This is a genomic window from Bordetella sp. FB-8 (genome assembly GCF_000382185.1).
Taxonomy (GTDB): Bacteria; Pseudomonadota; Gammaproteobacteria; order Burkholderiales; family Burkholderiaceae_B; genus Bordetella.
This window is the reverse complement of record NZ_KB907784.1, coordinates 2305225-2319052: the sequence shown is the minus strand read 5'-3', so window position 1 is coordinate 2319052 and position 13828 is coordinate 2305225. Positions and strand designations below refer to the sequence as shown.

The following is a 13828-nucleotide window of genomic DNA, read 5'->3' as shown; positions in this document are numbered from 1 at the left end:
GCGTTCTAATTAAGCGATTATTAAGTTTCCTGACAATGAAAGGAATTTGAAAGAAGAGTTCAGAGCTCGATCCAGGCTCTGGCTCTCGGGAAATACAGCGCGGCTTGGGCTGGGCGGCCATCCATGGATGTGACGTTGCGGCAATAGCGTTCAAGCTGGTCGCCATGGCGGCGACGCATGCGCTGGGCGAAATCCGCCGGCGCTTCGCCAGGCAGAGGCACGCCTGTCTTGTAATCGACGATGAGCCAGCCGCCTTCGGTACTGACGGCCAAGTCGATCACCGATACCTTGCCGCTGGCATCGATCAGCGGCCACTCCCGGCGCGCGCCGGATTGCGACAGGAGCCAGCGACCGCGTTCGTCCTCCAACGTGGCCAGCAGGGTCTCGAGCACGACGCCGGCCGCGTGACCGGCCTGCGATTGCGGCACGCCGGCGCGCGTGAGCTGGCGGCCCATCAAGGACCGGCACTCGCGCAGGGTTTCGGGCGGCCAGGCCTGCAGGCCGTCCAGGCCCATGCGTGCCAGCCAGGCGTGGGCCAGCGTACCGATGGCCGCGTCGTAGGTTTCCTCCCGCTGCCAGACCGGCTGACCGGCGTCCTGCCACCCTGATCGGCTGCCCGGAGCCTGAACGCCGAAGCCGGGATTGCCTTGCCGCCAGGACTGCCCCGCCAGTTGCACCACGGCTTCGGGAGCCAGGCGCCGCAGAGGCGGGCTACCCTGCGGCGGCAGTGCCTGTTCTTCGGCTTGCCGAGTATTGTCTTGCGTCGAAGGCTGCTTCTGTTCCGCCGGCACCACATCCCACAGGCGGCCCAGCAGGCTGCCGGCCGCGGGCACCTTGGACTCGCCCGTCTTCGGATCGACTTTGACATGGGCCACCAGGTGCAGAGCATGGCGCGCGCGCGTGGCGGCCACATAGAGCAGGCGGTCGACTTCGTAGCTGGATCGGCGCTGTTCGCGCAGAGCCAGATAGCGCGAAATGGGGTCGGCTTCGATTTCCGCGCGTGGCTTGGCCGGACCGAACAGGACGCGGGCGCCGTGCTGTTCGATGCGCACCAGCGGCGCCTTGTCGCCGGCCGGTTTCCGATGCAAACCATACAGAATGACCGTGTCAAATTGCAGTCCCTTGGACTTGTGCATCGTCATGACCTCGACCGCATGCGAGGGCGCATCCGTGTCTGCGCGTGACGCGTCGGACAGCGGGGCGGCAAACAGGCGAGCCAGCGCGGCATCCAGGCGCGCAAGATCGAGTCCGCCGTGCGGGGCCAGACGCTCGACCAGCGCGAACAGGCTTTCCGCATCGTCGGCCGCGCCGTCCGCATACAGGGCCGCACCGCCCAGGCGCAGCCACAGCGACTCGATCCAGGCGGCCCAGGGCAAGGCACCGCTGCCGTTGGCCGTATCGAGCAAGATGTCGGCCACGCGTCGCAGGCGGATCCATTCGTCGGGTTCCAACACCTGCTCGGCGCGGCAGGGTTCGCTGGCTGTGTCCCACGGACCGCGCTGCGCCGTTTGCTGCGCCGGGTCGCGCGGCGCGCGCAAGGCCGCCGCGAGCAGGGTCGGCACGGGCGCGCGCAGATCGTGGCCGAAGAGCACATGCAGCGAATTGAGTTTGAGTCCGCACCACGGCGCACGCAACACCGACAACCAGGCCAGGCGATCGGCCGGATGCGCCAGGGCACGCATCAGTTGCACCAGATCGGCCACCACCTCGCGCCGCGCCAGCGGCACCAAGTCCACAGCGCGGCAGGCTATGCCCTCGTCGGTCAGGCGCCGCACCAGTGCGCCCAGGTGCCCGCGCGCCCGAACCAGGATCGCCACGGGATGGCGGCTGTCCGGATCGGCCTGCGCCAAAGCCTGGCGGACCAGATCGACAGTAGTGTTCTGGGCCTGCCTGTCCGCATCCGCCGCGTGCTCGCCGAACGCAAGATGGAACCGCACCGCCGGCCCTTGCATGGGCGGGTTGAAGGCTTGCGAACGCGTATAGCGTATTGCCCCGGCCGCGGCATCGTTGGCCTGCGGAAAAAGACCGTGAAAGGTCGCATTCACCCAATCGACCACGCCGGCCTGGGAGCGAAAGTTATCGGTAAGGCTCAGAAATTGCGGCTCTATCTCGCCTATGCCCTGCTCGGCTGCATCCAGGAACAGGCCCACCTCGGCCTTGCGGAAACGGTAGATCGACTGCATGGGGTCGCCCACCAGGAAGAGCGTGCGGCCGTCACCGGCCTGCCATCCCGCGGTCAGGGTTTCCAGCAAGCGGATCTGCGTCAGGCTGGTGTCCTGGAATTCGTCGACAAGCAGATGGCGAATCGAAGCATCGAGCTTGAGCAGCAGTTCGCCCGGGTCGTCCGCCGAACCCAGCGCCCGCTGCGCGCGCTGGGCGATTTCGATGAAATCGACCTCGCCCGCTTCGGCGAAGCGCTCATGCAGCTGCACCACGGCCAACTGCAGCGTCAGGATCTGGGCGCCCAGAATCCGCCACTGATCGTCGGTCAATCGCGCAGGCGGCGCGGCGCGCAGGGCATGCAGCCGGGCCGTCCAGCGCGATGCGTCGAGCAATGCGCCGTCGAGCCATTGCGTGAACGGTTCTTTGTGCTTGCTTCCCGCGGGAAAGCCCAGGTTCTTGTTGACGCCCTTGGGACTGCGCAGGCCGCCATTCTGGGTCAGCAGCAGATGAGCCAGCGCCTGCCATTGCGGCAATCGATCGGCCTCGCAAGCGAGGTCCGCCTGCCAATCGCGCAGCGCGGCCAGCGGGTTATCGCCCCCGCCCTCGTCCAGCCCGGCAGCGGCCAGGCGGGCAGGCGCCCGCAGCGCGGCCTGCCAGGCCGTGGGCATGGCGCGCGCCGCAGCCTGCATGTCCTGGGCCACCGCATCGGCCAGCATGCGCTCAAGCGTTTCGCGATCGGTGCCATGCGCGCCAAGCAACGGCATCCACTGATCGCGCTGCGCCAGCATGTCCGCAATGGCATCGCCAGCGGCGGTGACATCGACATCCATGTGCCGGATCAACGTCCTGACTTCATCCGACACATCGGCGTAGGCCAGCGTGGCGCGCGCTGCCGCGGCATAGTGCACTTGGGGATCGCTCGCCAGCTCGGGCATGCCGCCCAGCTCGGACAGGCACGGCATGCCGCGCACCAGCGAGGCGCAGAATGAATCGATGGTGCGTATGGCCAGGCGCGCAGGGTGGCGCAGCAGTTGCCAACCCAGCTCGGCATCGCGCGCCAGCGCCGCGCGGGCCAGTTCCCAGCTGCGGCGGGCATGCTCGCTTTCCGGCGCCGGGCCCAGCGCTTCGCCCAATTTGCCCAGCACGCGCGCATGCATTTCGGATGCGGCCTTGCGCGTGAAGGTAATGGCCACGATTTCCTCGGGCCGCGACACCGTGGCCAGCAGCGCCAGGATGCGATCGGTCAGCAGCTCGGTCTTGCCCGAACCGGCCGGGGCCTGAACCAGGAAAGACGCCGCGGGATCCAGCGCGCGCAGGCGCGCGGCGTGGTCGGAAGGCTGGCGGCTCGGAATGCTCATGCCCCTCCCCCGTCTTCGTCAACGTCGTCCCGTTGCGCGTCCTCCAGATCCAGGCGCAGAAAAGGCATGGCGTCGCAGTAATCCAGGTCTCTGGGGTTGACCGTGACGTTGGCCGCATAGCCCGAAGCGTATTCGTCCGCCAGGTCTTCGATGGCCGAGCGCCAGCCCGCCAATACGTCACCCCACGCACGGCCCTCGAACTCCTTGCTGTCGGCGATGGCCTTGATCCCCTTCAAACCCAGTTCGGCATTATCGTCGGACAGGCCCTGCACGCCGACCTGGCGGGCATGGATCTGCGCCAGCATCAAGGCGGCCACGCCCAGATCCGGATCTTCGCCTGCCAGCACCGCTGCGTAGAAAGGCAATTGCAGATTGATGGGCCGCGCGCGCGACCAGTCCGACTCGGGCCGGCCGGGGGACATGCCTGTCTTGTAGTCGACGATGACGGCCCGGCTGTCCGCGAGCAGCCTGTCCATGCGGTCCAGCCGCACGCTCAGCCGCAAGGCGCCGCGCGCCCAGGAGTGCTGCCGTTCGACCTGGTCGACGCAGAAAGGCGTGCGCCGCGCCTCAAGATCTACCCATCCGTGCAATACCGCACAGGCGCGCTGGCACTCGAGCTCGCGCAGGGTCGCATCGAGGTCCGCCAGGTGCTGGTGCGCCGCCTGCGCGATGGCCGCATCCAGCAGCGCATCCAGGCGCTGCCCGGCCATGGCCTCGTGCAACCGCTCCTGGTCGGGCAGCATGCGCCAGAGCTGTTCTAACGCGCCGTGCAGGAACTGGCCGCGTTTGCTGGCTGACGACGACAGCGCATAATCATCGAGCATGCGTGCGCCCAGGCGATGTCGCGCGAAAGCCCACAAGGGATTGCGCGCCTGCGTGTCGAGCACGTCCAGGCCGCCCGTGGAACCCGCCGCTGCCTCGCCGGCCGCGGGATCGAAAGCAGGCAAAGGCGGGCCGCGGTCGTCGTAGAGCTGCTGCAGCGGCCACGCCGCCGTCGAGGCTGCATCGGGCATGCGCAAATCCATTTGTGGCAAAGCGGCGATCAGCGGCGAGGGCCGCAATTCGCTTTCGCCTTCGTGGCGCGCGTGGCTGACGACGATTTCCGCGGCACAGGCGCACAGGGCCTCGAATAGGGATTCGGCCCACTGCCGCTCGCGTTCCGGCGTGGCGCGCGGCGCGCCAGCGGCGCGCAGCACCGTCAAGGGCAACAAAGGATTGGGCTTGGGCGAAGCGGGTAGCACGTCGTCTGTCAGGCCCAGCATCCACATGCCGTCCCAGGTCCCGCCCTCGGCTTCCAGCAGGCCCAGTACGTCCAGGCGTGCCGCCGGATCGCGCTGCGGCTGGAAGGCCGTGGCTTGCGCGGCACGCGCCAACAGACGCACCGCGGCCGGACCATCGATCCTGCCCACCACCGGCGCCAGCGCGCCAAAACGGCCGAAGAGCTCGCTCCAGGCACCCACCGCCTGGTATGCCACGCTGTCCAGTCCGCCTTCGCCCGGAAAGCCCAGCGCGCCCAGGGCACCGCGCATCACGGGTGCCCAGACGTCGGCCGTTGCAGGCCCCCTCTGGGCCAGATCCTGCCATGCTTGCATGGCCTGCGCCCAGCCCGCTGCCAGCGCGCTGCCTTCAAGGGCGCGCAACCACCGGTCCTGCGTGAGGTGCAGGACGCCGTTGCGGCGCCAGCGTGCGTCCAGCGCCGCATGGCGTGCAGCATCCTGCCGGTCGCCCGCGCAGTGCCCGGCCAGCAGAGCCGCACCCAACACGGCGGCATCGGCGCGACCGTCCTGCGCCATGCGCGCCAGCGCCTGCAGCCAAGCCAATGCCGCGCGCACCACGGGCCATTCGAACAACGGCCGGCCCACAGCAACGTTGTAGGCATAGCCGCCCGCCGCCAGCGCACGTCCCAGTACGCGGCGCGCGTGGGGGGCCTCGTCCTCGAGCCGGGTCGAGACGATGGCATAGCGGCCGGCCGGGTTTTCCGCCAGGCGCTGCGCCGCCCAGGCCGCGGCGGCGCGCCACTCGTCGGCGTGATCGTGCGCCGTAAATCGGCCTGGCATCGCAGTCGCAAGCTGCTGGCCCGCCAGCCAGAACAGCGTCGCGCCCCCGGCCTGCATGGCGCGCAGCAATTGCGCGAAACGCGGCGACTCATCGGAAAAACCCGCCAGAACGATGTGCCCTGGCACGGCCAGGCTGCCCTGCTGCGCGGTCTGCAGCACGCGCTCGTGAAGGCGATTGGCGTCCTCGGCGTCGATGGCGCGCAATGCCTCGCGATAGCGGGCGCGCCAGCGCGCATAACTGCGGTATTCCTCGGTGTCGGCCCCCGCCGGAACATCGAGCCGCCATTCCGAGGCCAGCGTGTCGGCATCTGCCGCCAGGCGCGCCGCCTGGGCGGTATCGAGCAAGGGGCGGCCGTCTTCTTGCGCTGCGATGACGCGGGTCCACAGCAATTGCGCCGCGAAGGCATCCAGGCGATGAGCAGGTACGGCATCCACGCGGTCGTCGTGCGGCATGAAGGCCAGTTCGTCCGCCGCCGTGCCCAGCCAAGTCGACAGCGGCTGCACGCGGGGCAGTTCGCTGACCTGCCGCGCGTTGCGCAGATGCGCCGCCAGCTCCAGCACCAGCCGGCGCGCCAGGCGGTTATTGACGGTAAGCACGAGCGTATCCGCCGCGGGCAATGCCGCCACCTGCAGCAGCGTCGCCATGCGGCGGTCCGGGAGTTCATGGGTTGCGGACATGGCGGCAGGATAACCTTTCCGGACCGGACGATCCGCATGCATGAAAAACGGCTATTCAAGTAAAGTCGAAGCCACGTCCCGGCGCAAGGAATTTTCCATGGAAAGCATGAGCCTACACACCATTTGCCATACATGCGGCTGGCAAAAATCCATCCCCCAGCACGAGGATACGCCGATCGAGCCGACTCACTGCCTGCAATGCGGCAGTTCGGACATCGAGAACAAATGGACGCGGGGGAACCCCTTGCAGAACGCGCTGAGCGACGCCATCAACCGGGTGTTTGGGCAGGACTAGCGCCTGACCTCGGCGCCCCCGGCTGTGGCGCCCCCGGCTGTGGCGCCCCCGGCTATGGCGCCCCCGGCAGGAATCGGACCTGCGACCTATCCCTTAGGAGGGGATCGCTCTATCCACTGAGCTACGGGGGCGCGCGGCCGGCATTGTAGCCGCAGGCGCGCTGCGCATCGGCCGGGAAATAGGCAATTATTACAATAGCGCCTGCTCGGGTCCCGGACGCCCGAACAGATAGCCCTGGAAACGCTTGCAGCCATTGGCCAACAGGAACTCGAACTGGCCTTCGTTTTCGACGCCCTCGGCCACCACGTCCAAGCCCAGGCTGCGGGCCAGGGCCACCACCGTGCAGGCGATGGCCGCGTCGTTGGGATCGGTGAGCACGTCGCGCACGAAACTCTGGTCGATCTTGAGTTGTTGGATGGGCAGGCGCTTGAGGTAGGCCAGCGACGAATAACCCGTGCCGAAGTCGTCCAGCGACAAGCCCACGCCCCGATCGCGCAAGACCTGCATGCGGGCGATGCTGTCCTCGACCTCGTGCAGCAGCGTGCTCTCGGTCAATTCCAGTTTCAGGCGGCGCGGATCCGCCCCGGTTTGCTCCAGCACGCCGAGTACCTGCCGCACGAAACCGGGATGGCGAAATTCTTGCGCGCTGACGTTGACGGACAGCGTCCAGTGCCCGCGCACGTCCTCTTGCGCCCATCGGGCCAACTGTTCGCAGGCCGCGCGCAGCACAAAGCGGCCCAGTTGCAGGATCAGGCCTGACTGTTCGGCCACCTCGATGAAATCGCCCGGCGACACCAGTCCGCGCTGCGGGTGCTGCCAACGCACCAGGGCTTCGGCCCCCAGCGTGGCGCCGCCCGCATCCACCACGCGCTGGTAGTGCAGCAGAAATTCGCCGCGCGCAAGGCCGTCGCGCATATCAGCCTCCAGCGCCAGACGCATGGTGGCATCGGCCTGCATGGCCTGATCGAAGAAGCACAAGGTATTGCGCCCGCGCGACTTGGCCTGGTACATGGCCAGGTCGGCGCGCTGCAGCAGCTCGGCCACGGTGACCTGCGGCTCCTGCATTGCGCCGAACAGCGTGAGTCCCAGGCTGGGGGTGCTGTGTAGGGTGCGTTCGCGCACGCTGTAGGACTGGTTGAGCGCGGCCAGCACCTTGTGCGCCATGCTCTCGGCCTGGCGGACCGCCTCGGCGACGTCGGCGGGCAGGCTTTGGAACACGACCACGAACTCGTCGCCTCCCAGACGCGCCACGGTATCGCCGGCGCGCACGCACTCCACCAGCCGGCCGGCCACCTGCACAAGCAGGCGGTCGCCCCATTCATGGCCCATGGTGTCGTTGATGGCCTTGAAATTGTCCAGGTCCAGGAACATCAGCGCGCCGTGCAGGCCGTCGCGCCCGTGAGTCAGGATGGCCTGCTCCAGCCGATCGCGCAGCAGGCGCCGATTGGGCAGGCCGGTAAGTTCGTCGTAGAAGGCCAGCCGCTGGATCTCCGCTTCGGCGCGCTTGCGCTCGGTGATGTCGCGCGCAATGCCACGATAGCCCGCGAAGCGGCCCTGCGCGTCGTAAATGGGCGCACCGCTGACCGAGGCCCAGATGCCGCTGCCATCGGGCGCGGCGCGCTCCAACTCGAAATCGCGGAACTCTTCATGCGCTTCCAGCTGGGCGCGATGCGCGCGCCATTGTTCCTCGGTCACGTTCAGATGCGGAATATCCCAGCGCGTATGGCCATAGCGCATTTGTCCGGGCACGATTCCATACTTGGCGCTGCCGTCAAAGCGCACGAAGCGAAATTGCGCGTCCTGCTCCCAGAACCAGTCGGACGACAGCTGGGTGAGACTGCGCCAGCGCGCCTCGCTCTGGCGCAGGGCCTCCTGGGCGGCGATATAGTCGGTCACGTCGGAAAAAGTGCGTACGCGGCCGCCGTCTTCCAGCTTGCGCGTGCGCACTTCGATGTAGCGGCCCGACGGGGTGCGGCGCAGGTACTGCTCGGGCATCTGCTGGCGCCCCACGCCCATTGCATATTCCTGGGCAATGTAGTGGCGCGCTCGCTCGCTGTCGATAAGATTGAAGTCCAAGCCAAAGTCGCCGCGCTCGGTCTGGAACTTGAGCACCCGCGCTACGTTGGGCTCGCCCTCGAACAGTTCGGGCGGCAGATCCAGCAGCTCCAGCATGCGCCGGTTGTGGACGAGGATGCGTCCATCGGCGTCGAAATTGGCCACGCCTTGGGACACGCTGGCGAGCGTGGTTTGGAGCGCGCGGTTTTTCTCAGCCAGCAGGGCATTGGTGCGGGCCAGCTCGGCGTGCATGCTGCGACGCTTGCGCAGGCGGGCCAGGGCAGACTCGATTTGTTGCGCAAGCTGGCGCAGCAAGGAGGCAGGCATGCTTGCATTCTACCGGGCGCAGCGCGGCGGGCCGCATGGAATCATCATGCGCCATCGCCCTATACGTCCCCTTTTAAAATATGACATGATTGAGTCGTTGGCCTTGCCAACAACCTCAAAACCCTGTTTAATTTCCGCACATAACCCACTAATTTTTCTGGCTTTTATTCCAGAAGCTTACTGGGCAAGCAAACGCAAAGAATTCATACACGCTCAAGGTCTGCTTACATTATGGCATTTCAATGGGTGCGCACAGCGGCGCTGACCTCGGCGGCCATGTCCATCGCAATGGGAGCGCTCTGGGCCTCCCCTGCGCTGGCCGCCTCCCCTACGCCGGCGTACTGCAAAAAACATCCCACCACGGCTGCCTGCAAGACAGCCGCCAAAAAAGCCCCTGTCCACACGGCGGCTAAAAAACCTGCTGCGTCCCATGCGACGGCCAAGGCGGCGACAATCCATCGCGCACCGGCAAAGGCCAAGGCCAGGGCTGCCGCGGTCGAAACCCGCAAGACTCACCTCGTGCGCAAGGTCGCCCTCAAGGAACACAAGGGCAGGAAGGTCATCGCGCGGCGCGCGCCCCTGAGCGCGGCCGCCTTGCTCGCCGCCGTGTCGACCTCGCCCGGCGGCAACGACGCCGCCTCCTTGCGTTCCAGCTCGGCCTATGTCCAGGACATGCAGACCTCCACAGTCCTGTTCGAGAAGAACCCGGATGTAGTGCGCCCGATCGCATCGATTTCCAAGCTGATGACCGCCCTGGTCGTTCTCGACGCCCATCAGCCCCTGGACCAGATGATCCGGGTCACCGACGCCGACATCGATTGGCGCAAGCACACGGGCTCGCGCCTGTCCATCGGCACCGAGCTGTCGCGCATAGACATGCTGCATCTGGCGCTGATGGCCTCCGAAAACCGCGCCGCCAACGCGCTGGGCCGCAACTGGCCCGGCGGCCTGCCGGCCTTCGTGCAAACCATGAATGCCAAGGCGCGCGAACTGGGCATGTTCCACACGCATTTCGTCGAGCCCACGGGCCTGTCCTACGAGAACGTGTCCTCGCCGCACGATCTGGTCCTGCTGCTGCGCGCTGCGTCCAAGCAGCCGCTGATCCACCAGTTCACGACGTCTTCGGAATACACGCTGAAGGTCAAGTCGACCATGATGACCTTCCGCAACACCGACATGCTGGTGCGCCGCCCCGACTGGGACATCAAGGTATCCAAGACCGGCTTCATCAACGAGGCCGGTGAGTGTCTGGTGATGATGGCCAAGATCGACGGACACGAAATGGGCATCGTGCTGCTCGATTCGCACGGTACGCTCTCGCGCATCGGTGACGCGATTCGCATACGCCGCATCCTGGAGCGCCAGATCGCCATGCTGTGATCGGGCTGCGATGCAGTGACCACGGAACGGCCGGCTGGAAGTTGGGCCGGTCAGGCGGCAAAAATCCCAAGGCCTGACCCCGATAGCGCAGCGCAGTCGGGCCTTTTTCGATTCGACGCGATCAATAAGACGAAATCGCGTGGGTCGCCGCGAAAAGGGCCACGAAAATGGGACTTAGCAACGGCAGCAGGATATTGGCAATAGCGTAAGTGACGGTATAGCCGATTACCGGTACGGTATTGCCGGCAACGGCTTCCGTGGCGTTGATTGCCGGCGTGCTGGCGTGTTGACCGGCTATCGCGCCGCAAAGGATTGCCGGTTCGATGCGAAGCACGTATCGGCCGATGTAGACCGAGGCCAATGTCGGAACGAGTGAAATGAAAACCGCGCAGACCGGCAATTGCCAGCCCTTGGTCTGCAGCAGCGTGAGAACCGCGGGCGCGGATGTGATCCCGATACAGGCAATGAAGACGGCCAGGCCCAGATCCTTGAGCAACTGCGCTGCCGCGGCAGGAAAGCGTCCGAAAGTGGGCCGCAGCGATCGCAGCCACCCGAGGCCCAGGCCGGACAATAACGCCCCGGCGCTGCCCAAAGAAAGCGACGCCGTGCCGAGGGATATGGACACCATGCCGATCAGGATGCCGATCACGAGTCCGCCGCAACAATAGACGAAATCCGTCACGTTGCTGGGTATATCGGCCACGCCGAGAAGGCGTGTGGCCCGGGCGACATCGTCCGGGCGCCCGAACAGCCGCAGCACGTCGCCCATGCGCACCTTCGAGCCCGGCGTTGCGGGAAGATCGCGTTGCATCCGCGTAATGCCGGCAAGAAATACGCCGTGACAAGCGGCAGTCTTGAGGAACTCGAGCAGATTGTCCACGGTCAAGCCATGCATGGGCCTGTGCACGAGAACCACATCCCGGGTTTCGAGGATGAATTTGACATCGGAAAGATCCCCGATCTCGGGTCCGATGATTCGATCCGCGCCGGCCAGCGATACGCGCAGGCCAGCGACAGCGATCTCGTCGTCGACATCGAGCAGATAGGCGCCGGTGGCGGGCATTTGCGCCTGACCGTGCCGAATGCTCTGGACAACGGCCTGCCCACCCAATTGAGCCTCCAGCGCCGCGACGGTCTTGCCGGCTGCAGCCGTCACGCGATATCCACGGCTCACCAGGGGCGCCGAAGAATAACGCTGATCCGGTTCCAGATTCAAATCAGCGCCCCCCAGCCGCGCAAGCGCGGCGCGGGCCTCCTTGCGCAGATCGATTCGCAGCAGCCAGGGGGCGAGCTGGCTCGCGAAAAGAATGATGGCAACAAGGCTGAACACATACGAAAGTGCATAGGCCGTGGTGACGTTAGCTTCAAGCGCCTTTATCGCCGCGGCCGAAAGCCCGAGCTTGCCTATCGCTTCGATCCCGGTTCCCACCATTGCCGATTCCGTCGCAGATCCGGCAAGCAGGCCGCTTGCGGTCCCGATATCGAGCTTGAATATCCAGGCCGCCGCGAATGTCACGGTGACGATCAGGACGGCCTCGATCACCACCAGCAGCATCCAGGTCCACGTAGTTCTATCAATACTGGCAAAAAATTGCGGCGCGACCGAAAAACCCAGCGCGTAGATAAACAGGGTGAACATGAAGCGCGATAGGAGGGGATCGATCTGTATGCCGAACTGGCCGATCGCCAGTGCGACGAGCAGGGTTCCGGCCACCCCGCCGAGCTTGAACGCCCCCACCTTGATGGCGCCGATCGCATAACCGACGGCTATCGCCAAGAAGATCGCGATCTCGGGCCGCCCCTGCAGCCAGCCCTGTGCCATCGCCTGGATCGCCGGCAGTATATGCATCATGATCTGAACACTTGCAAGCCCGGGGAGGCGATGATCTGCCTGGCTACGTTTGCCTGCTGCTCAGGAACTCCTGGTGGTATTGGTCCAGCACCTGGCGCGTGAACTTGCCTATATAGGCATATTCGCGATCGGTGAGGTTGGCGAGCGATACGCGCGCGGACGTGTCGACGACTTCGAAACCCTTGCCGGGCAACAGCACCACGCCTGTTTCCTGCGCCAGGCGGAACAAGAAATTGGTTCCCAGATTGCTTTGGGTAAACCAGGTTTCGAATTCCGAGCCATACAGTTCGCCTCCCAGTTCTTGAAGATCGATCAGGGAGTAGTAGTTCACGTCGTTGGGCAGATGCGCGGCCTTGACGCCCATATTTCTGTAGAGCGTGAAATACCGCTGGCGTATCAACTGTTTGGCGGCATTTTTGTAGCGATGCTCGCGATCCATCAAGCCGTTCAGCGCGAAAAGAGCCATCTGCAATTGTTGCGGCGATGACAAGCCGGCGGTATGGTTCAGCGCCACCGCTCGGCTGTCGGCGACCAGGCGGTCGATGAAACGCAATGCGCGCGGTTGTGTCGTCAAGGACGCATAGCGGGCATCGAGCAGCGCTTTTTTTTCTTCCGATATGGCAGAGAGCGCTGCATCGAAAACATTGTCGTCATGCAGCGCGATCAGCCCGAGACGCCACCCGGTTGCGCCGAAATATTTGGAAAATGAATAGACACAAAGCGTATTGCGCGGACACTTGGCAAACAACGAGACGAAGTCATCGGCAAATGTGCCGTACACATCATCGGTGACGATAAAGAGGTCCGGCTTTTTGCTGTTAATAAAACCGGCCAATTGATCCAGAACCGCATCGGACAGCTTGGTCGAAGGCGGGTTGCTCGGATTGACCAGACAAAATATTTTTATCGCCGGATCCAGGAGCTTTTCGATCTCCGATTCCGGCAGTTGCCAATCGGCATGCTCGTCCATCCGGATATCGACGATTTCCAGTCCGTAATCGCTCAATACGGGAATCTCCAGATAAGGCGAAAAGATCGGCGTGGCGATGGCTATCTTGTCGCCTGGCTTGATCAGGCCGTTTTCACGCAGGCTTTGAAAAATATAGGTCATGGCCGCCGTGCCGCCTTCGGTGGCAAACACCGAGAAATCCTCGTGGCGCGGTAGCGGCCCGAACATTTCCTGCGCAAGATATGCCTTTACGATTTCTTCGACATGGACAAGCATTCTCGGCGGAGTGGGGTAATTGCAGCCCAAAAATGCACTGGCCATCTCGAACAGGAACGCATCCTGGCTCAGGCCTAGCTGATCCTTGACATAGGAAATCGCCGCGCGCAGAAAATCGACGCCACCGCTTGCGGCATGGTTGCTGATGTAGGTATCGAACCGTTGAGTGATGCCGTCGCGCTCGGGCAGCCCGCCAAAGCCGCTGTTCAGGTAGGAATATGAACGCTGCGCCTCCTGCATCGCGAATTCACCCATGCTCAGAAAAGCGAGGCGGGGCAATATGGCCAAGAAATTCGGATTGCCCCGCCCCGCGTTCAACATCAATCGCTGGGCGTCCGAAGTCGCGGCCTGTATGAGCTGATCCTTGAGTTCAAAAGGGCTCAGATTGGCGAACTGGCTGAAATCCTGTTGCATGATAGTCCTTGCATACCCTACTGG

General features: G+C 64.8%; 8 protein-coding genes and 1 tRNA gene. 3 read left to right on the top strand and 6 right to left on the bottom strand.

Going from position 1 to position 13828, the window contains the following annotated elements; translation table 11 throughout:
• Positions 1-59 precede the first annotated feature (59 nt).
• Together H143_RS0111140 and H143_RS0111135 are read right to left on the bottom strand one after the other, a co-directional pair.
• Complete coding sequence (locus H143_RS0111140) at positions 60-3521, bottom strand: exodeoxyribonuclease V subunit beta (protein WP_019938326.1); 3462 nt, start codon at positions 3519-3521, stop codon at positions 60-62.
• On the bottom strand, positions 3518-6256 hold the full coding sequence (locus H143_RS0111135; RefSeq protein ID WP_026349948.1) for a PD-(D/E)XK nuclease family protein: 2739 nt from the start codon (positions 6254-6256) through the stop codon (positions 3518-3520). The genes H143_RS0111140 and H143_RS0111135 overlap by 4 nt, the downstream gene beginning before the upstream one ends.
• A 40-nt stretch (positions 6257-6296) precedes the next feature.
• Here H143_RS0111135 and H143_RS0111130 point away from each other — a divergent pair, with 40 nt between their 5' ends.
• Positions 6297-6551, top strand: a complete 255-nt coding sequence (locus H143_RS0111130) for a hypothetical protein (RefSeq protein WP_019938324.1) — start codon at positions 6297-6299, stop codon at positions 6549-6551.
• A gap of 55 nt (positions 6552-6606) precedes the next feature.
• On the opposite strand, the gene H143_RS0111125 is transcribed toward H143_RS0111130, so the two are convergent.
• Together H143_RS0111125 and H143_RS0111120 are read right to left on the bottom strand one after the other, a co-directional pair.
• A tRNA-Arg gene (locus tag H143_RS0111125) sits at positions 6607-6682 on the bottom strand.
• 58 nt (positions 6683-6740) lie between these two features.
• On the bottom strand, positions 6741-8933 hold the full coding sequence (locus tag H143_RS0111120; RefSeq protein WP_019938323.1) for a bifunctional diguanylate cyclase/phosphodiesterase: 2193 nt from the start codon (positions 8931-8933) through the stop codon (positions 6741-6743).
• On the opposite strand from H143_RS0111120, the gene H143_RS22460 reads away from it, so the two are divergent.
• Positions 8932-9198 (top strand): hypothetical protein, encoded by a 267-nt coding sequence (locus tag H143_RS22460; protein WP_155803376.1) that lies wholly within the window; start codon positions 8932-8934, stop codon positions 9196-9198. The genes H143_RS0111120 and H143_RS22460 overlap by 2 nt on opposite strands.
• Positions 9165-10313: a D-alanyl-D-alanine endopeptidase gene (gene pbpG, locus H143_RS20465; RefSeq protein WP_019938322.1), complete on the top strand. Its 1149-nt coding sequence runs from the start codon at positions 9165-9167 to the stop codon at positions 10311-10313. The genes H143_RS22460 and pbpG overlap by 34 nt, the downstream gene beginning before the upstream one ends.
• A 121-nt stretch (positions 10314-10434) precedes the next feature.
• On the opposite strand, the gene aspT is transcribed toward pbpG, so the two are convergent.
• Entirely contained in the window at positions 10435-12165 is a 1731-nt protein-coding gene (gene aspT / locus H143_RS0111110) for an aspartate-alanine antiporter (protein ID WP_019938321.1), read from the bottom strand.
• Positions 12166-12208: 43 nt separating this feature from the next.
• The gene (locus H143_RS0111105; RefSeq protein WP_019938320.1) at positions 12209-13804 is read right to left on the bottom strand and encodes a bifunctional aspartate transaminase/aspartate 4-decarboxylase; all 1596 of its coding nucleotides are present in this window, start codon (positions 13802-13804) and stop codon (positions 12209-12211) included.
• Between the last annotated feature and the right edge of the window lie 24 nt (positions 13805-13828).